General features: G+C 40.5%; 23 protein-coding genes, 1 tRNA gene and 1 pseudogene. 19 read left to right on the top strand and 6 right to left on the bottom strand.

Annotation, left to right across the window (positions count from 1 at the left end; translation table 11 throughout):
* Positions 1–393 precede the first annotated feature (393 nt).
* A complete protein-coding gene (locus tag SLP02_RS21010) occupies positions 394–1,086 on the bottom strand; it encodes a pentapeptide repeat-containing protein (protein ID WP_319422671.1) in 693 nt (230 codons plus the stop codon).
* Between the two features lie 390 nt (positions 1,087–1,476).
* Here SLP02_RS21010 and SLP02_RS21005 point away from each other — a divergent pair, with 390 nt between their 5' ends.
* From SLP02_RS21005 to SLP02_RS20995, 3 genes are all read left to right on the top strand, one after another.
* Positions 1,477–1,836 (top strand): GTPase, encoded by a 360-nt coding sequence (locus SLP02_RS21005; RefSeq protein ID WP_319422670.1) that lies wholly within the window; start codon positions 1,477–1,479, stop codon positions 1,834–1,836.
* Positions 1,837–1,967: 131 nt separating this feature from the next.
* Complete coding sequence (locus SLP02_RS21000; protein ID WP_319422669.1) at positions 1,968–2,702, top strand: TIGR04283 family arsenosugar biosynthesis glycosyltransferase; 735 nt, start codon at positions 1,968–1,970, stop codon at positions 2,700–2,702.
* 12 nt (positions 2,703–2,714) lie between these two features.
* Positions 2,715–3,185 carry a rhodanese-like domain-containing protein gene (locus SLP02_RS20995; RefSeq protein WP_319422668.1) on the top strand — a complete coding sequence of 157 codons (471 nt, stop codon included), beginning with the start codon at positions 2,715–2,717 and terminating at the stop codon, positions 3,183–3,185.
* A 242-nt stretch (positions 3,186–3,427) separates the two neighbouring features.
* On the opposite strand, the gene SLP02_RS20990 is transcribed toward SLP02_RS20995, so the two are convergent.
* Together SLP02_RS20990 and SLP02_RS20985 are read right to left on the bottom strand one after the other, a co-directional pair.
* Complete coding sequence (locus SLP02_RS20990) at positions 3,428–3,889, bottom strand: DoxX family protein (protein WP_319422667.1); 462 nt, start codon at positions 3,887–3,889, stop codon at positions 3,428–3,430.
* A gap of 3 nt (positions 3,890–3,892) precedes the next feature.
* A pseudogene (locus SLP02_RS20985) lies at positions 3,893–4,426 on the bottom strand (DUF1643 domain-containing protein).
* A gap of 563 nt (positions 4,427–4,989) precedes the next feature.
* On the opposite strand from SLP02_RS20985, the gene SLP02_RS20980 reads away from it, so the two are divergent.
* The 3 genes from SLP02_RS20980 to SLP02_RS20970 all read left to right on the top strand — a co-directional run bounded on the left by SLP02_RS20980 (position 4,990) and on the right by SLP02_RS20970 (position 7,226).
* On the top strand, positions 4,990–5,169 hold the full coding sequence (locus SLP02_RS20980; RefSeq protein ID WP_319422666.1) for a hypothetical protein: 180 nt from the start codon (positions 4,990–4,992) through the stop codon (positions 5,167–5,169).
* A gap of 445 nt (positions 5,170–5,614) precedes the next feature.
* Positions 5,615–6,142 (top strand): lecithin retinol acyltransferase family protein, encoded by a 528-nt coding sequence (locus tag SLP02_RS20975; protein WP_319422665.1) that lies wholly within the window; start codon positions 5,615–5,617, stop codon positions 6,140–6,142.
* A 160-nt stretch (positions 6,143–6,302) separates the two neighbouring features.
* Positions 6,303–7,226: a cobalamin-binding protein gene (locus tag SLP02_RS20970; protein ID WP_319422664.1), complete on the top strand. Its 924-nt coding sequence runs from the start codon at positions 6,303–6,305 to the stop codon at positions 7,224–7,226.
* 146 nt (positions 7,227–7,372) lie between these two features.
* Here SLP02_RS20970 and SLP02_RS20965 read toward each other — a convergent pair whose 3' ends face one another.
* Both SLP02_RS20965 and SLP02_RS20960 read right to left on the bottom strand, forming a co-directional pair.
* Complete coding sequence (locus SLP02_RS20965; protein WP_319422663.1) at positions 7,373–7,573, bottom strand: hypothetical protein; 201 nt, start codon at positions 7,571–7,573, stop codon at positions 7,373–7,375.
* 265 nt (positions 7,574–7,838) lie between these two features.
* Positions 7,839–7,925, bottom strand: a tRNA-Ser gene (locus SLP02_RS20960).
* Between the two features lie 217 nt (positions 7,926–8,142).
* Between SLP02_RS20960 and SLP02_RS20955 the strand changes: the two genes are divergently transcribed.
* From SLP02_RS20955 to SLP02_RS20895, 13 genes are all read left to right on the top strand, one after another.
* Positions 8,143–9,750 (top strand): DUF6798 domain-containing protein, encoded by a 1,608-nt coding sequence (locus SLP02_RS20955; RefSeq protein ID WP_319422662.1) that lies wholly within the window; start codon positions 8,143–8,145, stop codon positions 9,748–9,750.
* Between the two features lie 203 nt (positions 9,751–9,953).
* Positions 9,954–10,910: an ABC transporter permease gene (locus SLP02_RS20950; RefSeq protein WP_319422661.1), complete on the top strand. Its 957-nt coding sequence runs from the start codon at positions 9,954–9,956 to the stop codon at positions 10,908–10,910.
* 349 nt (positions 10,911–11,259) lie between these two features.
* Positions 11,260–11,907: a 2Fe-2S iron-sulfur cluster-binding protein gene (locus SLP02_RS20945; RefSeq protein ID WP_319422660.1), complete on the top strand. Its 648-nt coding sequence runs from the start codon at positions 11,260–11,262 to the stop codon at positions 11,905–11,907.
* Positions 11,908–11,980: 73 nt separating this feature from the next.
* Positions 11,981–12,967 (top strand): FAD binding domain-containing protein, encoded by a 987-nt coding sequence (locus tag SLP02_RS20940; protein ID WP_319422659.1) that lies wholly within the window; start codon positions 11,981–11,983, stop codon positions 12,965–12,967.
* A 67-nt stretch (positions 12,968–13,034) separates the two neighbouring features.
* Positions 13,035–15,251, top strand: coding sequence for a xanthine dehydrogenase family protein molybdopterin-binding subunit (locus SLP02_RS20935; RefSeq protein ID WP_319422658.1), 2,217 nt, complete (start codon positions 13,035–13,037; stop codon positions 15,249–15,251).
* A 255-nt stretch (positions 15,252–15,506) separates the two neighbouring features.
* Positions 15,507–15,881, top strand: a complete 375-nt coding sequence (locus SLP02_RS20930; RefSeq protein WP_319422657.1) for a hypothetical protein — start codon at positions 15,507–15,509, stop codon at positions 15,879–15,881.
* 113 nt (positions 15,882–15,994) lie between these two features.
* Positions 15,995–16,894: an alpha/beta hydrolase family protein gene (locus SLP02_RS20925; protein WP_319422656.1), complete on the top strand. Its 900-nt coding sequence runs from the start codon at positions 15,995–15,997 to the stop codon at positions 16,892–16,894.
* Between the two features lie 104 nt (positions 16,895–16,998).
* Entirely contained in the window at positions 16,999–17,514 is a 516-nt protein-coding gene (locus SLP02_RS20920) for a (2Fe-2S)-binding protein (RefSeq protein WP_413467409.1), read from the top strand.
* Positions 17,511–18,503, top strand: coding sequence for an FAD binding domain-containing protein (locus tag SLP02_RS20915; protein WP_319422654.1), 993 nt, complete (start codon positions 17,511–17,513; stop codon positions 18,501–18,503). Before SLP02_RS20920 ends, SLP02_RS20915 begins: the two co-directional genes overlap by 4 nt.
* Positions 18,503–20,791, top strand: coding sequence for a xanthine dehydrogenase family protein molybdopterin-binding subunit (locus tag SLP02_RS20910; protein WP_319422653.1), 2,289 nt, complete (start codon positions 18,503–18,505; stop codon positions 20,789–20,791). The genes SLP02_RS20915 and SLP02_RS20910 overlap by 1 nt, the downstream gene beginning before the upstream one ends.
* Before the next feature lie 61 nt (positions 20,792–20,852).
* Positions 20,853–21,089 (top strand): type II toxin-antitoxin system HicB family antitoxin, encoded by a 237-nt coding sequence (locus SLP02_RS20905; protein WP_319422652.1) that lies wholly within the window; start codon positions 20,853–20,855, stop codon positions 21,087–21,089.
* A 475-nt stretch (positions 21,090–21,564) separates the two neighbouring features.
* Entirely contained in the window at positions 21,565–22,260 is a 696-nt protein-coding gene (locus SLP02_RS20900) for an SOS response-associated peptidase (RefSeq protein WP_319422651.1), read from the top strand.
* Between the two features lie 138 nt (positions 22,261–22,398).
* Positions 22,399–22,812, top strand: coding sequence for a hypothetical protein (locus tag SLP02_RS20895; RefSeq protein ID WP_319422650.1), 414 nt, complete (start codon positions 22,399–22,401; stop codon positions 22,810–22,812).
* Positions 22,813–22,958: 146 nt separating this feature from the next.
* On the opposite strand, the gene groL is transcribed toward SLP02_RS20895, so the two are convergent.
* Positions 22,959–24,641, bottom strand: a complete 1,683-nt coding sequence (gene groL, locus SLP02_RS20890; RefSeq protein ID WP_319422649.1) for a chaperonin GroEL — start codon at positions 24,639–24,641, stop codon at positions 22,959–22,961.
* Between the last annotated feature and the right edge of the window lie 13 nt (positions 24,642–24,654).

Raw genomic sequence — 24,654 nt, 5'->3', positions numbered from 1 at the left:
AGCCAGACATTCAATCTTTGTCGTAGATAGGATAGTTTTAGTGTTCCCGTATTTAGATATTTTAAAAATGGCAAAAGCGATCGCTCTCATGGTCGATTAATTTATGAGAACTGTTCCAATCACTCTGATAGTCGTGCCATAACGCCTGAAGTGCAAGGGAATAGTTCTTTATCTATTGGGGATTTGGCCGTATTAATTCTTCAACAGTCATGGCAATTAGCTAAATTCTCGGTCGAGTTTAATTTGGGAGAATACACTTTTTATCAAAAAGTTATTAGTACTTAGCATTTAGTTTTTCAAAGTATTTAGTTTTTAGTTTTTAGTTTTTAGTTCCAATTGATTACTAATAACTAATTACTAGGGCGAAGTCATTTTATTATTCAAAAAAACTTTTTAACTTGGCAACTGTTCAACTGTTAGCAGTGTTCCTGTTAAATTCGCTCCATTGAGTGAAATGTTATTCAACTCTGCTCCTCTTAAATCTGCTCTTGTTAAATCTGCACCATCTAAGTTAGCACCACTTAAATTTGCCTCCTTCAAACAAGCTTTCTGTAATCTCGCTCCTTTAAGGTTGGCACTTGTCAAATTAGCTCCACTTAGGTTCGTCCTCAACAAGTTTGCCTTGGTCAGATTAGCTCTTGTCAAATTAGCTCCACTAGCATCTGCTGCTGACAAATCAGCATTGCTTAAGTCTATTTCAGTCAGGTCAGCTTCATTGAGGAAAGCATGACTCAAACTTGCATCTTTTAAGCACTGCTTTGAAAGAAGAGAACATCTTAAATTAGCATTGATAAAATATCTTTCTCCTTTCTTGTAACGTTCTAGCAATACTTTTTCTGCTACTTTGGGCAATAGAGCTACGCTGTCTCCACAACAACACCATTTAGCACCTATTAAAGCTGCTGCTGAAGAGACGGCTACTCGGTCATAAGTAGCTAAGGTAATGCTGTTACAATTGTCCCATTCTCCATCCAACATGAAAGCTAGTTCGTTAGCAGATGCAATCGAATCACACAAAACCACATAAGAGTTGCGCTTTTGGTACTTGTAAAACGTTTTAGTTAACTGTTGTAATAAATTATTCATAATTCAAAAGTTAATTCAACCAGCAGCGATCGCATCATTTTCTTAATACCCCTGATATTCCATTTCTATCAACATGGCGATTGGACTTGCGCCCTACGGCGACGCGTCTCTCGCCATCAATTTCTCTGGCTTACGGATAACTAATGCAGTATTAGTTTCAGGGTTGCCATCACTATCATCTTATCTTTCTTTTTCCAACCATTCAATCAATTCAACTGTGGGTAGCTGTCGGCATTGTTTATAGTCTTATAAAAGTCAGCCCTTTGTAGTTTAACGAGTCCTTGTTCGTCTAAGAGTAGGCATCGCAATCGTATTTATGTAGAAATTCTTGAATTTCGGGATTGGTGTTAATATTCATTCTTTACATAAAAAATCTGTAACTTGAGAAATATGAAACTAATATTTGTCTACAATGCCGATAGCGGTTTGGTCAACACGCTAATGGATATAGGTCATAAAGCAATTAGTCCTCAGACTTATCAATGTAATCTCTGCGATTTAACTTTCGGGATGTTCAAGGAAAATAAAAAGTGGAAGGAATTTAGAAAAGAATCGGATACAGAGATGGAGTTTTTGCACAGAGACGAATTTGAGCAAAAATATGGCAAGCAGTTTGACTATCCATTAATTCTCAAACAAGACGACGAGTTGAGCGTCGCGATCTCTCAAGCAGAATTAAACCAGATTCAAACTCTAGATGAATTAATCGAGAGGGTCAAAATAGTAAGCCAGTTGCCAGCAAGTAACTAAAAAAGGAAGCGATTTCTTGAATTTCTGCTGAATGGGGATTTTCTGGCTTTTTTCTCAGTCTCATTAGCATTATTCCTTAATATTTCCTAATCTATAGATATCAACTATTTTCGCTCAAAAATATTCCTGTCATGTCTTCTAAAATTTCAATTATTATTCCTACTTTAAATGAAGAAGACGTATTGGCAAGGACTTTACATAATCTAACTCTTTTAAATCCTTCTCCCTTTGAGATTCTGATCGTAGATGGAGGCAGCCAAGACAATACTTTAAAAATTGCGCGGGAAGCGGGAATTTCAGTGCTTGTCTCTGACACGGCAGGACGTTCGATACAAATGAATTTAGGGGCGAAGGTAGCAAAAGGCGAGCTGCTTTGTTTTCTCCATGCTGATACATTAATACCTAACGACCTGGCTGCAATTATTGAGAAGATTCTAGCCGAGCCGACTATTGCTGGGGGCGGTTTTATTTCGATCATGACTGGCTCATTACAAACTCGCTGGGGTGTTTCCCTACATAATTATTTAAAAACTTACTACGCATCATTAATCTTTCGACCTCATTTATTTTTTAGAGGTTTACGAATCTTATTTGGAGATCAAGTAATTTTTTGTCGTCGCAGCGATTTTTGGCGTTGTGGCGGTTTTGACATCGAGTTACCGATTATGGAAGATGCAGACCTGTGTATTAAGTTATGTGAGTACGGTAGAATTCATTTAGTAAATCGCATCGTGCAATCTAGCGATCGCCGAGTTGCCAAATGGGGTGGGTTCAAAGCTAATGCTATTTATATTTATATTGGGTTTTTGTGGGGAATAGGAATCTCTGCCGACTATCTCAAACAATTTTATCAAGATGTTCGCTAATTGAGTAAGATAATGCTTCAATTCAAAAGACTGAGTTGGCAACTGATAAAACTGTTAATTCGGCTTCAATTCCCAGAAATACAGCAATTGTCCCCAAAAGATTTAGCGGTTTGGTTACAAAAAGATGGTGTATCTAAACCGCTACTTTTGGATGTAAGGACTAGGGAAGAATATGAAGTCAGTCACCTTAAAAATGCACGATTAGCTCCCAGCAATCTTGAGGACTTAATCGAGGGGGGTAAAAACGATTTTTCCACTCCAATAGTTGTTTATTGTTCTATCGGCTATCGCTCTTGCCAAATCGCCAGAAGACTTCAATCTATGGGATATCAAACGGTTTTTAATTTGAGTGGTTCGATTTTTCAATGGGTCAATGAAAATCGTCTAGTCTATCGAGACAGCAAACCAGTTAGTGTAGTTCATCCTTATCAGAAATTTTGGCAATACTTACTACTCAATAAGAATATTCAAGTTAATCTTTAAGTTCTAAATTGCAATACTTAATCAAGCCTATAGAGCGAGCGCTACTTATTTTTTAGCTGTTAAATTACTATAAAAGGCAGTAATATCCTACCTTTGAGGCTTTATCCTAGGCTAAGATGACGCGATCGCATCTTTTAAGACTTTCTAAGATAAAGCGATTGCTCTTTCATAGTAAACTACAAATTACTTGCATATTTTTGAAGGAACTCTTGGATTTGGGGAGAATAATTCACAATCGTTAATTAATCACTCTTGATATCTGTGTCTGATTTGGCTTGGTGTAATGGAGGGCGATCTGCTCCCCACAAAACTATATTCCCTCCTCCATACTGAATCAGCATTAGTAATCCGCCCAGCATTGCCAAGTTTTTCAAGAACATTGCTTGCTCTATTTCAGTAGAAAAGTCAGTATGAAAAATCAAGGTAGCGGGAATCAAAAAAATTATCAGCATACCTGCTCCCCATCGGGTTTTGATTCCCAACAACACCGAAAGTCCGCCCAAAATTTCTAAAGCGATCGCTGCTACCAAGAAAACAGATGTCAATGGCATTCCATGAGCGGACATATTTTCAATTGTGGCAAGGGGGTTCATAATTTTATTGATTCCCGACCAAAGAAAAATAGTGGAAAGAAAAATACGGCTCAAAAGCGATAAGTAATGATTTACCCTATATGATTGTTCGTGGGCGCGATCGCATTTCATTAATTAAATTTTCGGCTTGAATACTTTAGGCTTAATTGTACTGCAAAGAGCAGGCTGCTTCGCAGCCAGTCGCGTCAGCGACGCTCTGAGCTGGACAGCTCTGCAAGGATGACGAGGAAAACCTTGTTTAGTAATGCCCAAAGAGTAAAGATGAGTATGATCTTTCAACAACTGAAGAATAGATAAATCCTGCTTTCGCCATGCACCATGATTGCCCCAAGCTAAGATGGCGCGATTGGCGAAGCCTAGCCGAAGGCATCGCTCCTGTGAACACTGTCTTTGATATAGCGATCGTTATCATTGCCGATTGGTTTAATTGCCTGTTTGAGCAGTAATGGCTTGGGAGTGCGAGCTAGCAAACAAGTTGACTACTTCCAATCTGCCATAGCCCCATGATACAGCGAAGTTGATACAGCGAGTGATAGTCGGATCGTTTGTTTGAGCATCGGCACAAGAAGGATTTAGCATGATGAAGGAAACGGTTTTGTGATCGCTGTCCCATTCATGCCATAGTAAATAACGATAATCGCCTCTTATTACTGCACCACCCCGTATTTACGATTTCCAGCCTCCTTGGTTTCCCATAAGATTATGACATTACAAACCAATTAATCATATTGCGATCGCCGATTGCTATCTTTTACTCATAAAGACCTCCGAGCATAATCAGTTTCTCATGACAATCGAGTTATAGTACAAAAAACCCAGAGCGTGAAACTATCGGGGTTTGGCGATCCCACAATCATAACGACCAACTCTTCAATTCTTTACCAGTCTGAGAATTTTATTACCGTATATGACAATTTTAGGTTTTTATTAAAAAACGTTAAATTAGCTCGACATAATTGTTAAATTGTGAATGTACATCGATTCGTTATTTCATCAAGGAGAAACATCGTGACAATTGCATCGATCAAAGTTTTATTTTCAAGCTAGGAAGGTTTCTGTTGCTACTTGTATTCATGCTTACGAAAGCCAACTATCAGAACCTTAAATAAATTTGCTCTTGACTTGAAAAATCGTTCCATGTATTCAACAACGAGACTTGCGCTTGGCGAGGAAACCTCGCTGCGCTTCCTCGTTCATTATAGGAGGTAATAATGTCGAAACTGAAAAAAGATAAAGAGCATATAGTCTTTATAGATAGGCTCATAGAAAAATATCAGCACCACCCCAGTATGCAAAGAGTAAAAATCTTAAAAGATAAACTCAAACAGGAAAAACTGGAAGATAAGAGCTTTTATCAGTCCATCAAAGAGAAAAGAGCTACGAGCCACTAAAAAGTCTGATGCTTAACGATACCCGTTCGTTAAGCATCTTTCTGATGCTGATCGTGCTTGTAATTATGGTGAGACACATTTTCTTATTTTAGTTTGTTGGGGAGATAAGGCGATCGCACTCTTGGTATTAATTCTTCAAGCAAGCTATTTAAGATACTGTAGTAATCCGCAAGGAATTTCAATTTGTTGATTCTCTAGTTGTCCAGAATATCCAAACTGACTAGCTTTGTAATTTAAGTCATATTTCCAAGGTGAAAAAAGGTTGTGACATATACCGAGATAGCTGTCTAATATAAACCAATCTCTAACTATCTTTTTTATTTCCAAACAATTATTTAAAACTTTATATTTATAGTCTCGTATTTAATAGAAAAATCATAATAACCTTCCCTATTATCTATATATGTAATACATAATAAATTATTAATTATTATGTATTACTATCATGGCTAAAGGCGATCATATTTATATTCAGAAAGGATTAATTACTCATCATGGTATTGATTGCGGAGACGGAACTGTAATTCATCACAGAGGAAAACCAGCAGGAGGAAGAATTACAAAAACTTCTTATAGTGAATTTGCTGAAGGAAAACAAGTTTATGTCAAACCTTGTTCTTATAAATTTTCTGCTGATGAAATCGTAAGAAGAGCAGAAAGAAGATTGCATGAGCAAAACTATAATTTATTTTCTAACAACTGCGAACACTTTGCTATGCGCTGTACTACTGGTCAGTCTAATAGTCAGCAGGTAGATAACAGCGTGACTGCTAGGCATGCAGGTGTGGCTGCTGCTGGTGGTTTGCTGCTGGTAGAAACAACTGTTCCTGCTGCTGGTTTATTAGGTGCTGTAGGTTTTACCACTACGGCAATGTTGCCACCAGTAGCCATAGCTGTAGGTGCTGCATTAGCTGCTGGTGCTGTTTTTGTTGCTTTCAAAAAACTTTCAGAATTAGACGATAAAAGACATTAATTGCAAATCAGCGATCGCCTTTGTATGAAATAAATTCTCTTCGGCGATCGCAATTACACGACTGATATTACTTGCGCTCGCACGTTTGATAAATTCCTATAATGGTCATAGCTCTTAAAATAATGGTATGAGCTATTTAACTTCATGATGACAATTTCTTATGAGCGACAAAGCTAATCTTAAAATTGTTTCCCTACTTCCTTCTGCTACGGAGATTATTGACTGTTTGGGTTTGACCGAAGCTTTAGTAGGACGCTCCCACGAATGCGATTATCCAAACCAAGTCAAAGATTTGCCCGTCTGTACCGAAGCCAGACTTGATAGTAGTAAAAAAAGCGGTGAAATTGATGCCGACGTTCAGAGTCTGATGCAAGAAGCTCTGAGTATTTACAAAATTAAAACAGAAGTCTTAGAACGGCTTCAACCTACTCAGATCGTGACTCAAGACCAATGTGATGTCTGTGCGGTTAATCTACCTGAAGTCGAGCGTGCGATCGCTAAACTAATTAATTCCCATCCTCAAGTTATTTCTTTACAGCCAAATTTATTACACCAAGTCTGGACAGATATCGAACGAGTAGCACAAACTCTGGGAGTAGAAGCTCAACCAGTTTTAAATAAGTTACAGTCTCGTCTCGATGCGATCGCCAATAAAATTAAAGACAACGAAAAACCCACTGTTGTTGCTTTAGAGTGGACTGAACCACTGATGGTCGCGGGAAACTGGATTCCCGAACTAATTGAAATCGCTGGAGGCAAACCGCTTCTAAGTTTCAAGGGCGAACATTCCCCTTACCTATTCTGGGAGAGTTTAATCGAGATCGAGCCAGAGATTATTGTGATAATGCCTTGTGGCTTCGATTTGAAACGTACCGAAAAAGAATCTCAAGTTTTAACCCAACACCCAGGCTGGAAGAGTTTAAAGGCAGTTAAAAATGGCAAAGTTTTTGTCGTTGATGGCAATGCCTACTTCAATCGTCCTGGTCCTCGGCTGGTTGATTCGGCAGAAATTTTAGCAGAAATTTTCCATCCCCAATTATTTGATTTTGGTCATCGGGGTAAAAGTTGGAAGCCATTTTTATGAGATAAATAGAAAAAGCGATGTCTTCGACTAGCTTCGCAATCGCTTTACTTATTAGCCTTCCGCCGAAAATAGTACGGGAATATTATTTTTATGGGTTTGTCGTTGGTTAAATTCACTAGCCAAACTTTATTTTAAAATATGCGTCATTAGGCTTGATATTGCATATCTCTGCCATCGATGAGAAATTTGTGAAAGAAAAGGTTATTTTCAAAGAGACTGGGACTTTTAGGGTGGGTCACCAGGGCGACCTCATCTTTGGCAACCGTTAATATATCGCTATTAACATCCCAACTAAAGCGATCGTAAATTAGATCTGCTTCAATCTTCTGAGCCTTAATAACTGCCAACTTTAACCCTTCTGGTGTAGCTGATAAGCCAGGGGAAATAGTATATTGCTTTGGCTTGATTCCGTCTTCTGGCTTTGGGGTAAAGTACTTCGCAACGTTAAACGGTTACCCCGCTGCATTATCTTAATTTTCTCAAGCTTAAACTTAGCTCGTTTAATTTTTTCTTGCACTAAATTTGAGCTAAATTACACTCTTAAAATAATAAGACTGATTTAATTACTTTAATTATTTAATTTTAAGAGCTAAGCCAGAAGTACTGTTTGTACGGAGAGGGGGGGATTCGAACCCCCGTGAAGTTTGACCCCCAAATAGTTTTCGAGACTACCGCATTCAACCGCTCTGCCACCTCTCCAGATTGGGCATTACATCATAGTTATTCTACTGAGGTTTTGCTGTTTTTGCCTATTATGCCTGCTATTTTTTACAAAAGTATGCCTACGTTGCTACATAGCTTATTTGCTTAACGTCAAATCTTGATTTATAGTTTGATTGCTATGCCAAGTAAAGAGAACCGCGACTCTTCGATTGTGTAGTACAATTTCTAAGTTTTAGCATCTATCTTGATTTTTATGGGGACAAAATTAAACTCTTTTTTTGAACATCAAAAATCAGGTTCAATACTCAAATTTGTTTTAGTTTCCCTGATCTTTGGTTTAGCTTACACTCAAGATCCTATCTATAATTCGGTTGAAAACCAAAATACAAAATTTTTGCACGGTTTAGCTAATGCTGGCTATGGTTTTCTTAACGAAGATTGGGTTGCAAATACAATAGATCCCCTTCCTGCTTTTACATGGCTGGTGCAAACAACGTATGAATATATTCATCCAGAATATATGTTTTATGTGTATTATTTTTGCTTATTTGGCATCTATGTTTATAGTATGTTTGCTATAGTTGACTATGTTTTTAATTTTAATAAATCCCAATTAAAATATCTTGTTTATTTCGCTGCATTTATTGTTATTCATACAGTTCATCTGAAAATATTTGAGTTCGATACAGGAATTGATTTACACTATGGCGTAGCTCTGCAATATATCTTAGGACCTGTATTTCAACCATCAACATTTGGTGTTCTGCTTATTTGCTCAATCTACTATGCTCTTGATTGCAAATACTATTTAGCGGTATGTTTAACTGCGATCGCTGCTACTTTTCATCCGACTTATTTAGTTAGTGCAGGCATCTTAACTTTTTCTTATCAAGTGACGATTTTAGTCAGAGAAAAAAACATTCTTAAAGCAATTTTAGTTGGTTTATTATCTTTAGCTTTAATTTTACCTGTGTACAGCTATATGTCTTTGACCTTTACGCCGACAACTCCCGAAATTTGGCATCAGGCTCAAGATTTTATTGTGCGCTTACGAGTGCCTCATCATTCTTTACCTCAAGTTTGGTTGAAACAAGATGGTCATAAATCTTATATTCAAGCTCTACTGGTTATTATTGCTTTATGGATAGTCAGGAAGATAAACCTTTTTTTGATTTTGCTAATTCCTTTTGTTTTAACGGTAGCTTCAACGATTGTTCAATTAATAGTAGATAGCGACACCATTGCCTTTATAGCTCCTTGGCGAATGTCAATTTTTTTAGTGCCAATTTCTAGCAGCATAATTCTAGGTAAAATTGTATTTTCAGCTTTTGATAAATATCAGGTATCTATAGCTAAATATCAAAAGTTAATCACCCGTTTAAGCATTGCAATTATTTCTATCATAGTTATCGCTGGAACTGTAGATCAAGTTTTGTCTTTTGGCTATGGAAAGACATCAAATCAGATGATGGATTTTGTCAAAGAACAGAGACAATCTGGACAGATTTACCTTGTGCCACCAGATTTAGAGAGCATGAAGAAACTTAGACTTCGTACTGGAGTACCTATTTTCATTAATGATAAAACGCATCCCTATAAGGATACTGAAGTATTAGAGTGGATCGATCGTCTTGGTCAAGCTAGAGAGTTTTATCTTATGGGCGATAAGCCTAATGACACGGCAACCCTACGCAGTTGTCAGTTGTTAGATAATCTAGCTCCAAAGTATAGCTTAACCCATCTGGTACTCTACAAAGAACAGCGCAATCTTAAATGCGATAAGCTTAACGGTATGGCGACCCTACGTCTTAAGCCAGTTTTTAACAATAAAAGTTATCAGGTTTTGCAGATTGAAAAGTGACCTTCCTAAAAGGTAAAATCCATTGCAAAAGTGCGCTTTTGTGACGGCGACAGTTTGTTTAGTACATAAGCAAAATTAATTACATAGCGATCGCCATTAAGGCAGATATATAATTATTTATCTATTTTATTAACAAATCACATTAATAATTTGACGTTCAAGACAATCGCTACTTTACTTTATGCTTGATAATTAATAAATATATGGGTCAATATTTTATCAAAAGATTATTGATAGCTATACCAACCCTCATAGCTATTAGTTTAATTGTTTTTACCATTTTGGCGTTAGCACCAGGAGATCCTCTGGGAGAATTTGCTTCAAATCCTGCAATTACAGCAGAAGTGAGAGAAAATATCCGTAAATCTTTAGGTTTAGATCAGCCAGCCTATATTCGTTATTTCAAGTGGTTTGGCTCATTTATTCGAGGCGACATGGGCTATTCTTTTAACAGTCGCAGTCCTGTGGCGCAATTACTATGGCAGCGTTTGCCTACTACCCTTTTAGTTGTCGGGACAGCTTATATCATTGGTTTATTGATTGCTTTTCCCCTAGGAATTATTTCAGCAATCAAACGCTATTCTATTACGGATCAAGTAATCACGACGATCGCCTTTTTGGGTTTTTCGATTCCGCCTTTTTTTACAGGCTTACTTTTTATTATTATTTTTAGTGTTAAGCTGCGCTGGTTTCCCTTTATTTTCAATAGCACTTTACAGGTGACAGATTGGCGAAGTTTTATTACCCAAGCCCAACAGTCAATTATGCCCATAGCTGTTTTATCGTTATACCATGCAGCAATATTAATGCGCTTTATTCGCTCGGCGGTTTTGGATGAATTAAAGCAAGAATACGTCACGACAGCTTTATCAAAAGGTTTAACTAAATTTGCCGTAATTAAAAATCATGTCTTGCGGAATGCTTTAATTCCTGTAGTAACTCTAATTGCTCTAGATATTCCCACTATTTTTACAGGTGCATTAGTCACAGAACAGGTGTTCCGCGTCCCTGGTATTGGCGCATTATTAATTGAATCTATTTACCGTAGTGACACCCCTGTGGTGATGGCAATTACCTTTATCTACGGTATTTTGATTGTCTTCTTTAACTTATTAGCTGACTTAGTTTATGGTATCTTAGATCCGAGGGTAAAGTATTAATATAAATATTAATACTTTACGCAGTGAAGGGGCTTCAATACTTCTTGTTTAAGAATTAAGCAGTATTGATAATCGAAAAAATCATTGGTTCTGAAAAGCGGGACATTTCTCGATGAAGGGGTTTTTGAGAAGGGAACTGGGAACGGGGTTTTTTAACCACTCAGGGATTATGTCTCCCTTGTCTGGGAGTAATTTTTTCAGCTAAAATAGCTTAAATTAACCTTGAGAAAAAAAGCGCACCGCCCACGCTGAGGTTTCCTTATTTAAAATAGATGATACTTTAGAAAGGATTATCAATCGATCGCACTTTATACGAAACTCTTATATCCACCCCAATTTAGAAAACTCAATGAGAATTAAATTCAAAAGACGAAGTTTCGGTCAATTAATGTTTTTCAGCACCGTATTTACTGTGATTGGAGACTGGTTTAAAACTGCCACATCACAACCAACCCAACCAACACCTACTTTAACTACAAAAGGCGCAGAAGTTGCTTTTAAGATTAATGGTGTTGAGCAAACCGTGAATATCGAACCCAGGGTAACTTTGCTCGATGTACTGCGAGAGAGAGTCGGGCTGACGGGGACAAAAAAAGGCTGTAATCATGGACAATGTGGAGCTTGTACGGTATTGGTTGACGGAGTACGTATCAATTCTTGTTTAGCTTTGGCAGTTCAGTATCAAGATGCAGAAATTACGACGATTGAAGGCATAGCTAATGGCGACGAGTTAAGCCCAATACAGGCAGCATTTATCAACAACGATGGTTTTCAATGCGGTTACTGTACCTCTGGTCAAATTTGTTCTGCCGTAGCAATGTTAGATGAAGTCGCAGCAGGAGAAGCAAGTATTGTTACCGCAGATATCAGCAATCTTGATGCACCGATTGAATTAACCGATGCGGAAATAAAAGAGCGTATGAGCGGTAATCTCTGCCGTTGTGGTGCTTATCCTGGTATTGTTGCTTCGGTTAGAGAGGTTTACGAACAGGCGTAAGTTTTTAAAGTAGAAAGTAAATAGAGCTAATTACCGAATAGGACTTTGAGAGAGCAAACATAGATTTAATAATATGAAAACTTTTGATTATACTCGCGCTAGCAGCACAGACGAAGCGGTATTGGCGATTAATAGCATCGAACAGGCAAAGTTTCTCGGTGGGGGGACAAATTTGATCGATCTGATGAAGGATGGTGTCGAACAGCCAGACCATTTGGTCGATGTCACTAAATTGTCTTTGGCTGAGATTGAAGAATTGCCCGACGGTGGTGTGAGAATCGGCGCAATGGCGCGTAATAGCGATACTGCAAATCATCCTTTAATTCGCCAACGCTATCCTGTATTGTCTCAAGCTTTTTTGGCAGGGGCATCGCCTCAGTTGCGTAATATGGCTACAGTGGGGGGAAACTTGATGCAGCGTACTCGCTGTTACTATTTTACCGATACCTCTATGCCTTGCAACAAACGCGATCCTGGTTCGGGTTGTGCAGCCATTGAAGGTTACAATCGCATTCACGCTATTTTAGGAACAAGCGAACAGTGTATTGCAACTCATCCTTCTGATATGTGCGTGGCGTTGGCAGCTTTAGATGCGGTGGTGCGGGTACAGGGAAGCAATGGGGAAAGAGAAATAGCGATCGCCGATTTTCATCGTCTACCAGGAGATACACCCCAAATCGAAACCAACTTGCAGCCAGGGGAATTAATTACGGCGGTGGATTTACCCGCTTCGGACTTTAGCAATAAGTCGTATTACCTAAAAGTGCGCGATCGCAATTCCTATGCTTTTGCTTTAGTTTCTGTAGCTGCTGCTTTAAATATCCAAGATAATCTTATTCAAGATGTCAGAGTTGCAATGGGTGGCGTGGCGCATAAACCCTGGCGGGCTTTTGAAGCGGAAGAGATGTTGGTAGGTAAACCAGCAAATGAAAATACTTTTAGACAAGCTGCTGAAATCGCTTTAGCAGGGGCGCAAACCTACGAACACAACGCTTTTAAGGTTGAGTTGGGTAAACGAGCGATTGTAAGGGCATTATCTACTGTTGCAGCTTCGGCTTAGGAAGTAGTGAGTAAAACATCGACATTTTTTTCTCTATTAATTTGTTAAATATAATTACCTACAAATCATGAATCAGGTTATCGGACAAGCTAAAAAAAGAGTTACGGGAAAACTCAAAACTACAGGGGGTGCCAAATATGCTGCGGAATTTCCCGTTGAGAATGTCACTCATGGGGTAATAACTACTAGTACCGTTGCTAAAGGAAGTATTGCCAATATTGATACCAGAGAGGCCCAGGCAGTTCCAGGAGTAATAGCGATAATTACGCATCACAATGCGCCTCAACTGCCTTTTAAACCAATTCCCCAAGAACAGCAATTTACTGTCGCCCCACCAGGATCAGAATATCCCCAGACTCTCTATACAGATCGCATTCATTTTTACGGACAGCCTGTAGCGGTTACTGTCGCCGAGACTTTGGAACAGGCAGAACAAGCAGCATCTTTGATTCAAGTTGAGTATCGAGAAGAAGAACATAGCGTCAGTGTGGAAAAAGCCGAACAAGCAGGTCAATTAATTACGCCTGCCGATCGACCCGACCAGTCTCGTGGTAACCCAGAGGCAGCATTAGCAAATGCCGAAATAAGTATTGACGTTAATTATAAAGTTCCCACCGAACATCATAATCCCATCGAACCCCATGCCACGATCGCTATTTGGTCAAAGGACAATTTAAAACTCTACGATAAAACTCAGTGGGTAAAAAGCGTACAGCAACATCTGGGTTCTGTATTTGGTATTCCCGAAGCAAACGTGGAAGTTATTTCACCTTTTGTCGGTGGTGCTTTTGGCTGTGCAGGGCGTATTTGGCAGCAAACTATGATCGCACCTATTGCTGCTAAAGTTGTAAATCGTCCTGTCAAGCTGGTTTTGTCCCGCAAGCAAATGTTTAGTATGACGGGGCATCGTCCTTATACTACTCAAAGGATTGCGATGGGTGCAAACAAAGATGGTACTCTAACCTCAATTATTCACGAGGCGACAGCAGAAGCTGCACAATTTGAAACCTATACCGAGAAAGTACTTAATGCTTCTCGTTTTCTTCATGCCTGTCCTAACGTACAAACCAAATACAGACTGGCAAAGCTAGATATTTCTACACCTACCTTTATGCGTGCGCCAGGAGAAGCACAGGGAGTTTATGCTTTAGAGTCGGCACTTGATGAACTATCTTACGAACTGGGAATCGATCCTTTAGAGTTGAGACAGATTAACTATGCCGAACAAGATCCAGAATCAAATTTGCCCTGGTCGTCAAAAGCTTTAAGAGAATGCTACAAACAGGGGGCAGAAGCTATGGGGTGGAGTCAACGCAACCCCCAACCGCGATCGATGAGTGAAAACGGAATACTTATCGGTTACGGGATGGCAACGGGTACTTATCCGATGATACGTAGAGAAGCAACTGCCAAAGCCCGCATTTTACAAGACGGTACAGCAGTGGTACAGAGTGCTGCATCCGATATGGGTCCTGGAACTTACACTACCATGACTATAATTGCCTCCGAATCTTTGGGCATACCAAGCGATCGCATTACTTTTGAGTTGGGTGATTCTAGCTTTCCTTTCGCCCCAGCACACGGTGGTTCGACGACGGTAGCCTCAGTAGGTTCTGCGGTTAAGGCTGCTTGTGAAAAAGCGCGATCGCAGGCTTTAGCATTAGTTAAACAGATAGATTCTCCTCTGGCTAGAACTAAACAAGACGACTTAAAAGTGGAAGATGGAAAAATATTTGACCAGCAAAACCCATCCCAAAGCTTAAGCTATGCTGAAATTCTTGCCCAAGCTAACCAGGAATCTATTAAAGCCGAGGCGACATCAGAACCAGGTTCGGAAAAAGAAAAATTTTCAATGCACTCCTTTGGGGCGACTTTTGTAGAGGTGCGGGTAGATGAACTACTGGGAGATATTAACGTAGCGCGGGTAGTTTCTGCTGTAGATGTGGGACGCATTATTAACCCTAAAACAGCAAAGTCTCAGACTATCGGTGGGGTTGTCGGCGGTATCGGCATGGCACTACAGGAGCATACTTACCTCGATTCGCGTTATGGCAACTATCTCAACGCTAACTTAGGAGAATACCTTGTACCAGTCAATGCCGACATTCCCGAAATTGAAGCAATCTTTTGTGGAGAACCAGATTATCATGCCAATCCGCTTGGTGCTAGGGGAATCGGTGAAATAGCCATAGTTGGTGTAGCAGCAGCAGTTGCTAATGCAGTTTATCATGCTACAGGTAAACGGGTTCGCGATTTACCAATTACGCTAGATAAATTATTGTAAAGTGACAAGATAGTTAGAGAATACTCCGCTGCGTCCGACAACAGCATGGTTCTAGATGCGGAACTTGATTCCGCCTAGCCCACGCTCATATAACTTTGTTTCAATTGTTTATTTCGTTAGATAGAGGTCTGTGCCTACCTTTTCTTGTTAATAAATAAGAGGCGTTGTCATAACAGTGGCTTTAAAAAAGCAAATTTTTTCTGTTGTGGTCAACAACTTCAATTTACCAAAAGAATTTTTCAGAGTTTTAATAGTATGCCTAATCAAGAACAACCCAACTCTATAAATCGCGATCGAGACGAATTCGATCAAGATCTCAATCCTAATCCAATGGCTGGTCAAAATACTGGTCCAGAAGCCAACCAACCAGGAAGATTTGAACGCACGGCTAAAGACATAGATAAGTTACAGCAATTAGAAGACTTTAGTAATGATGAGTTAAAACAAATTCCCATTTTAAAATCAGGTACTCGTCTTCAACAGGGTGCAACCTATATCAATCTTAACGATCCTAACCGCGAGGAATTTACGGGGGTGGGAGATATGTCAGTTGATGATAATAGCTTAATCGTACCCAAAGACAGAGTAGGCTATCTAATTTGGAATCGTTTAATTGGCGTGGAAAGATAAAGCTTTAAGCTTTATCTTTCAAGGGGTAAGCGAGTTCGAGATTTTATTACCCCAGATAAGTTGCTATAAAAATTAGCCATAATGATAGGGATTCTTAATCAATAAAGGTAATTATGTCCAACATCAAATCATTGAACATAGCTGGCATTCCTGTTATTGTAAGTCCTCCTCCTAACCAGGATAGTCCTGCGCCGTTGATTATCCTTTGGCATGGTTTTGACACACCAAGCAGTGAAGCAATGTTGGCAAAAACCATGCCATTAAAAGAAGTACAGGCTTGGAAAGCTTATCCTGAGTTGCCGTTATTTGGACACTTAATGAAAGCAGGCAATATAGAGGAATTAACGCAGCGACGGTTAGAAGATTATCTTTTACAACTGCTGCTACCTACAATTGAACCAGCCCTACAAAAACTACCCGAAATTGTCAGCCAATTGCAAGCAGAATTGGGAATCGATCCGCAGTTGGGAATTGGACTATTTGGTTTTTCAGCAGGTGGTATTACAAGTTTACTTACTTTAATTGAAAGTTCAGTGAACATTAGTGCTGCTGTCCTAATAGGTGTTACCAAAGATATGACATCAGGTATAGATATGGTTGAGCGTACAACGCAGCAAAATTATCAAACCTTAAAAGAACAATATTCTTGGATTGAAGAGCGACATAAACAATATAACTGGACTGAAGCGTCGCGTTCGGCTCAACAACGCTTAGACTTTGTAGAACGTGCTGCCGAAATTGTCCAGCGTAAACCCATACCTGCAATTTTATTAGCCCATGGTGTCCAAGATGAAATTAGGACTCTGGAGGAGGCAAAAACCTTATATGCTGCTTTAAAAACCCAGTACGAACGAGCAAAACAACCAGAGCTTCTATCCTTAAAAACATTTGAACATCTGAAGCATCGTCTAGACTTTGAAGCTGCTGAAAACAATCCCCAGATGCACCAGGATCTAATCGAACTTCAGCAGGTAGTTGCAAGGTGGTTCAGCCAATATTTGAGACAATTTTGATTGGCAAATTGTTGTAAAGTGACAGCAAGACAAGTTTAGAGTAAAGGAAAGAAATAAGTATGAGCGATTCTAACTCAGATCGGCACTTCTCAATACTCGACCAAATGCCACTACAAGAGAGGCAAACGGCTTCTGTAGGTTCTAATACGATCGCGGTGAAGTTAAATATTAATGGGGAGAAACATGAACTGCAACTCGAACCCTGCGTAACTTTACTCGATACCCTGCGGGAATATTTGGGCTTGACGGGTAGTAAAAAAGGTTGTGACCACGGACAATGTGGTGCTTGTACGGTTTTAGTAGAAGGGGAACGGGTGATTTCTTGTCTCTCCCTAGCAGCAGCACACGAAGACGAAGAAATTATTACTATTGAGGGTCTGGCAAAAGATAATAAGCTGCATCCCGTACAGGAAGCTTTTATTAAACATGATGGGTTTCAATGCGGTTACTGTACCCCAGGACAGATTATGTCTGCTGTAGGTTTGATTGCTGAAGGACAGGCTCAAACTGATGCGGAAATTTGCGAGTTGATGAGCGGTAATATTTGTCGCTGCGGGGCTTATTTAGGCATCCTAGAGGCAATAAAAGAAGCAAAAGGTAGTAGTGAGGTAGCGGTATGAAACACTTTACTTACGAACGGGCAGGCGATCGCACAAGCGCGATTACTCAAGTCGCTCAAAACCCCCAGGCTAAGTTTATTGCGGGGGGAACTAACTTTATGGATATGTGGAAAGAAGGGGTGGAAACTCCCGAACGCCTGATCGATATTCGCAAGCTTCCAGGTAATATCACATTTAACGATGATGGTGGGTTGCGTCTTGATGCCTCAACTACTAATTCTCAGGTTGCTTATCATACCCAAGTAGGCGATCGCTATCCTGTATTATCTCAAGCAATTTTAGCAGGGGCATCGCCTCAGTTACGCAACATGGCGACAACAGGGGGAAATTTGATGCAGCGCAATCGTTGTTCTTATTTTCATGATGTTTCTTATCCCTGTAATAAACGCCAGCCAAATTCTGGTTGTCCCGCTATCGAAGGAATCAATCGGATGCACGCTATTTTTGGTACGAGCGATCGCTGTATTGCTGCCCATCCCTCAGATATGTGCGTTGCTTTGGCAGCTTTAGGTGCAGTAGTACAAACCCGTAAACCGAATGGGTCAGCAAGAAGTATTGCTTTTGAAGATTTTCATTTGCTTCCAGGAGATACTCCAGAAATTGAAACAGCCTTAGAACATGGCGAACTAATTGAAGCTGTGGAAATACCATCTTTACCCTGGGCAAAGCGATCGCATTATTTAAAAGTGCGCGATCGCCATTCTTATGCTTATGCTTTAGTTTCAGCAGCAGTAGCTTTAGAGATAGAGGGAGACAAGATTGTCAATGCCAGAGTAGCCCTGGGAGGAGTAGGCACAAAACCCTGGCGATCGCCTGAAGCCGAATCGGCTTTATTTGGCGCGGTGAATAATGAAGAAAACTTTACAGCAGCAGCAGAAGCAGCATTACAAGGAGCGCAACCCTATCGTTATAACAGTTTTAAAATCGATTTAGCTAAATCGACACTGGTACAAGCATTGTTAACCGCCTCAGCAATGGAGATAAATTAATGACCAGCACTCAAGAAACTAAAATTCAACAGGTAACGGGAAAAGATATCTCGCGGGTAGACGGAAGGCTCAAAGTTACGGGAGAAGCCTGTTACTCGGCTGAATTTCCCTTAGAAGGAATCACTCACGGCTATTTAATTCAAAGCACCATCGCCAAAGGAAGAATTAAAGTGATCGATACTTCTACCGCCGAACAATTGCCAGGAGTATTAGCAATTCTAACTCATCAAAATGCACCCAAGCTAAATTCTCTAGAAGGTGGCGATATGGCTAGTGGTCTTGCAGGAGAAAACCTTTTACCCTTACAAAGCGACCAAGTTTATTTTGACGGTCAACATATTGGCATTGTCATCGCCGAAACCTATGAACAAGCAAGACTGGCTGCTTCTTTGACTGAAATAACTTACGCAACAGAAGAACCCGTATTTGACCTGGAACAAGCAATAGAACATTCAGAAAAATACGATGCGGGGGAAAGATTACAGCCCAGTCGGGGAGATATAAAAAGCGGACTCCAACAAGCATCAGTCACTATCGAAGAAACCTATACCACTCCCTTAGAACATCACAACCCGATGGAAACTTCGGCAACTACCGCCGAATGGAACGATGATGAATTGACCGTATATGATTCGACTCAATGGGTTATGGGTACGCGGGGAATGCTGGCCAAAGGCTTGGGCTTACCTAAAGAAAAAGTACGGGTGATTTCTCATTTTGTCGGTGGTGGTTTTGGTTGCAAAGGAAATTTCTGGACGCATCCTCTATTAGCTGCGATCGCAGCTCGTCAAGTCAATCGCCCTGTCAGGTTAATGTTAACCAGACAGCAGATGTTTTCTGCTTGCGGACATCGCCCCCGCACCATTCAAAAGCTGACGTTAGCAGCAGACGAGACGGGCAAACTAACTGCAATTCGCCATCTTACCGATACCGAAACCTCATTTATCGGCGACCATGCAGAACCCTGTGGCATGACTACCACTTTACTTTATGCCTGTCCCAATTTGGAAGTTAAACATAACATAGCTAGAGTCAATATCGGTACGCCAACGCCAATGAGAGGTCCAGGCGAAACATCGGGTACTTATGCTTTAGAATCGGCAATGGACGAACTAGCATATAAAGCAGGTATCGATCCAGTAGAGTTTCGTATTATTAATCATGCAGATCGACATCCCCAGTCCGATAAACCTTGGTCGAGTAAACATCTAATTGAGTGCTATCACCGCGCTGCCGATGCTTTTGGTTGGCAAGATCGCGATCCTCGTCCTGGTTCGATGCGAGATGGAGACGATTTGATTGGTTGGGGGATGGCAACAGCAACCTATCCAGGCTATCGCTTTCCCGCCTCTGCTAAAGCCCAAATTCTGGCTAATGGTCGAGTAGTGGTTAGTAGTGCTACTCACGATCTCGGTACGGGGACATACACAATTATGACCCAAATTGCTGCCGATACTCTAGGTTTACCCATAGAACGAGTTAAGTTTGAATTGGGCGATACCAAATTACCCCAGGCTTCCGTATCTGGTGGTTCTTCCACCGCAGCCAGCGTCAGTCCTGCGGTACGTTCGGCTTGTGAGGCTGCTTGTCTTAAGCTGATTGAACTAGCGATCGCCGATTCCGAATCACCACTTTATAATTACACCGCAGAAAACATTATCACCGAACAAGGACGCATCTTTGTGGCGGAGTCTCCTAGTATCGGTGAAACGTATCAGGAAGTTTTGCAACGTCATAATTTGCCATTCGTAGAGGCGCAAGTATCTCCCCAGGATAAAGGAGCGCGTTATAAATCTATCGCAGCCCGTACCAAACCTGGAGTAGTAGAAGATGAAGGCGGAGCGGATAAATTTGCTGTTAATTCTTTTGGGGCGCATTTCGTCGAAGTTAGAATTAATCCCCGTCGTAATCAAGTTAAAGTTAGCCGTATAGTTGGGGCTTTTGATGTGGGACGGATACTCAATCAAAAAACCGCTCGCAGTCAAATTTATGGCGGGACGATTTTTGGCATCGGCATGGCATTGATGGAAGAAACGCTGCTCGATCCCCATTCTGGTCGGGTAATTATTCACAATTTAGCTGATTATCACGTACCAATTCAGGCAGATATTCCCGAAATTGAAGCAATTTTTGTCGAAAAGCCCGATTATCACTTTAATCCTTTAGGCGTGCGGGGCATAGGTGAAATTAGCACCACTGGAGTAGCAGCCGCCGTTGCTAATGCAGTCTATCACGCTACTGGTAAGCGGGTTCGCGATTTGCCGATTACCCCAGATAAGTTGCTGTAAAAGAAGTAGGGAGTTTTGAGATTCGATTAAACTATGAATAAATAAAAATTGAGTAACCTCTATGACAGCAAAATACATAGCCAACAAGACCAGAACTCTAACTGCTATCTTGTATTGGGAAGAGGACGTTTATGTAGCAGAGTGTCCTGAAGTAGGTACGGCAAGCCAGGGGGAAACCCTAGAAGAAGCTTTAGCTAACTTGAAAGAAGCTACAGAACTTTATCTAGAAGATTTTCCAGCATTTAAAACATCTCCTCGCATAGTTACTACTTTTGAAGTAACAAATGCCTATCGCTAAACTATCGACGTTAAAGCTTATGAAAGAACTGCAAGATATTATTACAGCCTGGAAACAGCTTCAAGGGGAGCAAACGGCTCATCGATAATCCAGAATTAGAAGCAATTGTTGAGCAGAATATTCAATCGGTTTTACAACAAAAAAAGTCTAGATCTCAAGCTTATGCCTTAACAGAGTGGATACACACAGCAGCTAGTGTATCAAAAGCAGCAGAAGACGCGATCGCTCTTGCCGATGCTTTAGTTGATTTTGAGCATAATGTATTAGATGCCTTAAAAGCCTGGGAATTGGAACAGCTTGCTTTGGGAATGCATTCCGCACTTTAGATGTAGGAATAGATAACATTAAGACAGTTATTGGTTATCAATAGTTTTTTCTCAGTCAAAAATCTTAAACACTAGCCAATCGTTAGATTCATTAAGCTAACAGTATCTTTATACTAAATACCACTGTCGTTATTTACTTTTTATTAGCTATGTGTGGACGATTTACTTTAAATACAACAGCCGATGAGATTGCCCGACAATTTGAGGTGGAAGTAAACGAAACTATTCCTCCTCGTTACAACATCGCTCCGTCTCAGCAAATATTAGCGATCGCACAAAAATCAGCAGCGCGATCGCTTTTGATGATGAAATGGGGTTTAATTCCTAGCTGGGTTAAAGACTTGGATAGTTGGAAGAGTAATCTAATTAATGCTCGTGTGGAGACAGTTGCAGAAAAACCGAGCTTTAGAAGCGCATTTAAGCATCGCCCCTGTTTAATTCCCACTTCAGGATTTTATGAATGGAGTAAAGACAAGCAACCTCACTTTTTTCGTCTCAAAGACCATCAACCGTTTGCCCTAGCAGGATTATGGGAATCATGGAACAACGGTGAAGATGAGCTTGTAAGCTGCACTATTATCACCACCGAAGCAAATATCGAAGTCTCCAAGGTGCATCATCGAATGCCAGTGATTATTCAACCAACTGATTATGATTCGTGGTTAGGTGAATTGGAGCGAGGAAGCCCGCGTCGCCGCCAGGCGCAAGGGCAAGTCTCGCTAGACAGAAAACAATTACTTGATGCCTTACCTAAAGTTGCTCTGGAACTATATCCAGTAAGCAAGAAGGTAAACAGTCCTAAAAATGATACTCCTGACTGCATCAAGCCAATTAACTCTTATTGACGTTTAGTTTTTTTGAGACAAACTAGAGGCACTGCTCAATAATGTTGCCATGCCTAAAATTCCTGAGTGCGATCTTCCTCCTTTATACTTACTGTTACTTTCCTTTCTTCTGGTTATAGAGAAAAGCTGTTCAAGAAAATGAATAAACGTTTAACAACTGCCATCTCTTTCATTAGCATGACAATAGGAATTTGGTTAACTTCAGAAACCATAGCAAGAGCAGACCATTCACTTGCTAACGCCATGTCTGACTCGGAAACTATCTCTCAAGCAGTAGCTCAGATTCAGTCTACTCACGATGTTATTTGTGACACGGATAATTCAAATCAAATCTATCACTATCCATCAGAGAAAGGAGAAGCAGGAAGTGCCTGGAAACAAATTGCTTTATGCTATCAAGACGAAAATTCTCTAAAAGAAGCGCGTGAGTATTTTATCAATGGTGGCTCACTGGGATTCTACGGTGCGCCAGGTATTATGGGTGTTCTAATTGTTTCCTATACCTGGGAAGACTATAAAGCAGAAAGATTAATCTCTATTGAATACAAATAATTCAAGTCTAGAACGGCAATCGAGTATTAATGTTAATCAGTTACTGTACAAAAAAAGAGGCAACCTAATCAAAGATTTGCCTCTAAGTTTCAAATTATTTTATTGGGTGCATCACGATCTAGAAAATGATGCTTAACTAGCAAGGGCTACATCATACCGCCCATGCCGCCCATGCCGCCCATGCCGCCCATGCCGCCCATGCCGCCCATGCCACCCATGCCACCCATGCCACCAGGTGCAGCAGCTTCGGGTTCGGGTTTCTCTACCACTAAAGCTTCGGTAGTTAGAACCATTCCCGCAATAGAGGCTGCATTTTGTACTGCCGAGCGAACTACCTTAGCAGGATCGATAATACCTGCTGCAATCATGTCGCCAAATTCGTTAGTCAAGGCATTGTAACCAATATTCAAGTCAGTCTCTCTAACTTTTTCGACGATTACAGAACCTTCAGCCCCTGCATTACTGGCTAGCTGAGATAAAGGAGCTTCTAAAGCTTTAGCAAAAATGTCTGCTGCTACCTGCTCTTCAGTATCCTGTAGCTGCTCTTTAAAACCAGCTAGTTTTTTAGCTAGGTGAATTAGAGTTGTGCCACCACCAGGAACAATACCTTCATCTACCGCAGCTTTAGTCGCGTTGAGTGCATCTTCAATGCGTAGTTTACGGTCTTTTAGTTCAGTCTCGGTAGCTGCTCCAACTTTGATTACAGCAACGCCACCCGCTAATTTAGCGATGCGCTCCTGTAGTTTTTCAGAATCGTAATCTGAATCAGTTTCTGCTAACTGTTTGCGTAATTGTTCTACTCGTTTTTTGATGTCTTCGCTATTACCAGAGCCAGAAACAATAGTTGTATCTTCTTTAGTGATCGTAATTTTTTCTGCTGTACCCATCATGTCCAGGTCAACATTATCAAGACTTAAACCAACCTCTTCTGAGATTAACTGTCCGCCAGTTAGTACGGCAATATCTTCTAACATTTGCTTACGGCGATCGCCAAAACCAGGAGCTTTAATCGCTGCCACATTCAATACGCCTCTAGCTTTGTTGACTACTAAAGTAGCCAGGGCTTCTCCTTCTATGTCTTCGGCGATAATCAGTAAAGGCTTGCTGTCGCGAGCAACTTTCTCTAAGATGGGAACAAGATCGGCGATCGCGCTAATTTTTTTGTCAGTAATCAAGATGACTGCACCGTCAAATTCCACAACCTGTCTTTCTTGGTCGGTAACAAAGTAAGGAGAGATATAACCGCGATCGATCTGCATCCCCTCTACTACATCTAGTTCTGTAGCTAGAGAGTTAGATTCTTCTACGGTAATTACACCATCTTTTGTCACCTTGTTCATGGCTTCGGCGATCATTTTACCGACTTCTTCATCATTTCCAGCAGATATTGTAGCTACTTGAGCGATCGCATCCCCTGCTACTGGTTTAGCTACAGCCTCTATTTCTTTAATCAAGAAAGCTGTAGCTTTATCAAGACCTTTTCTCAGGGCAACAGGATTAGCTCCTGCTGCAACATTTTTTAAACCTTCTTTGATTAATGCCTGGGCAATTACGGTAGCAGTAGTTGTTCCATCACCAGCATTATCTTTGGTTTTGGAAGCAACTTCTCGAATTAATCTTGCACCAGTATTTTCTAAAGGATCTTCTAACTCAATTTCTTTGGCGACGGTAATTCCATCATTGACAATTTGAGGCGCGCCAAACTGTTTTTCTAGTAAAACGTTACGACCTTTGGGGCCTAGAGTGATTTTAACGGCATTAGCTAGGGCATTAACTCCTTTCTCTAATGCTCGTCTGGACTCTTCATTAAACGAAACGATCTTCGCCATAGGATTTTATTCG

It is taken from the genome of Pleurocapsa sp. FMAR1 (assembly GCF_963665995.1).
Taxonomy (GTDB): Bacteria; Cyanobacteriota; Cyanobacteriia; order Cyanobacteriales; family Xenococcaceae; genus Waterburya.
Note: the sequence above shows the minus strand (reverse complement) of the source record. Positions and strands in the feature narration are given on the sequence as shown.

What these genes read in the sequence shown, in the direction of transcription:
- SLP02_RS20950 (WP_319422661.1), top strand. Translation starts at nt 9,954, where the DNA reads ATGGGTCAATATTTTATCAAAAGATTATTGATAGCTATACCAACCCTC.
- SLP02_RS20920 (WP_413467409.1), top strand. Translation starts at nt 16,999, where the DNA reads ATGCCACTACAAGAGAGGCAAACGGCTTCTGTAGGTTCTAATACGATC.
- SLP02_RS21010 (WP_319422671.1), bottom strand. Translation starts at nt 1,086, where the DNA reads ATGAATAATTTATTACAACAGTTAACTAAAACGTTTTACAAGTACCAA.
- SLP02_RS20910 (WP_319422653.1), top strand. Translation starts at nt 18,503, where the DNA reads ATGACCAGCACTCAAGAAACTAAAATTCAACAGGTAACGGGAAAAGAT.
- SLP02_RS20925 (WP_319422656.1), top strand. Translation starts at nt 15,995, where the DNA reads ATGTCCAACATCAAATCATTGAACATAGCTGGCATTCCTGTTATTGTA.
- SLP02_RS20900 (WP_319422651.1), top strand. Translation starts at nt 21,565, where the DNA reads ATGTGTGGACGATTTACTTTAAATACAACAGCCGATGAGATTGCCCGA.
- SLP02_RS20980 (WP_319422666.1), top strand. Translation starts at nt 4,990, where the DNA reads ATGTCGAAACTGAAAAAAGATAAAGAGCATATAGTCTTTATAGATAGG.
- SLP02_RS20995 (WP_319422668.1), top strand. Translation starts at nt 2,715, where the DNA reads ATGCTTCAATTCAAAAGACTGAGTTGGCAACTGATAAAACTGTTAATT.
- SLP02_RS20955 (WP_319422662.1), top strand. Translation starts at nt 8,143, where the DNA reads ATGGGGACAAAATTAAACTCTTTTTTTGAACATCAAAAATCAGGTTCA.
- SLP02_RS20905 (WP_319422652.1), top strand. Translation starts at nt 20,853, where the DNA reads ATGACAGCAAAATACATAGCCAACAAGACCAGAACTCTAACTGCTATC.
- SLP02_RS20970 (WP_319422664.1), top strand. Translation starts at nt 6,303, where the DNA reads ATGAGCGACAAAGCTAATCTTAAAATTGTTTCCCTACTTCCTTCTGCT.
- SLP02_RS20945 (WP_319422660.1), top strand. Translation starts at nt 11,260, where the DNA reads ATGAGAATTAAATTCAAAAGACGAAGTTTCGGTCAATTAATGTTTTTC.
- SLP02_RS20935 (WP_319422658.1), top strand. Translation starts at nt 13,035, where the DNA reads ATGAATCAGGTTATCGGACAAGCTAAAAAAAGAGTTACGGGAAAACTC.
- SLP02_RS20940 (WP_319422659.1), top strand. Translation starts at nt 11,981, where the DNA reads ATGAAAACTTTTGATTATACTCGCGCTAGCAGCACAGACGAAGCGGTA.
- SLP02_RS20990 (WP_319422667.1), bottom strand. Translation starts at nt 3,889, where the DNA reads ATGAAATGCGATCGCGCCCACGAACAATCATATAGGGTAAATCATTAC.
- SLP02_RS21000 (WP_319422669.1), top strand. Translation starts at nt 1,968, where the DNA reads ATGTCTTCTAAAATTTCAATTATTATTCCTACTTTAAATGAAGAAGAC.
- SLP02_RS20930 (WP_319422657.1), top strand. Translation starts at nt 15,507, where the DNA reads ATGCCTAATCAAGAACAACCCAACTCTATAAATCGCGATCGAGACGAA.
- SLP02_RS21005 (WP_319422670.1), top strand. Translation starts at nt 1,477, where the DNA reads ATGAAACTAATATTTGTCTACAATGCCGATAGCGGTTTGGTCAACACG.
- groL (WP_319422649.1), bottom strand. Translation starts at nt 24,641, where the DNA reads ATGGCGAAGATCGTTTCGTTTAATGAAGAGTCCAGACGAGCATTAGAG.
- SLP02_RS20975 (WP_319422665.1), top strand. Translation starts at nt 5,615, where the DNA reads ATGGCTAAAGGCGATCATATTTATATTCAGAAAGGATTAATTACTCAT.
- SLP02_RS20915 (WP_319422654.1), top strand. Translation starts at nt 17,511, where the DNA reads ATGAAACACTTTACTTACGAACGGGCAGGCGATCGCACAAGCGCGATT.
- SLP02_RS20895 (WP_319422650.1), top strand. Translation starts at nt 22,399, where the DNA reads ATGAATAAACGTTTAACAACTGCCATCTCTTTCATTAGCATGACAATA.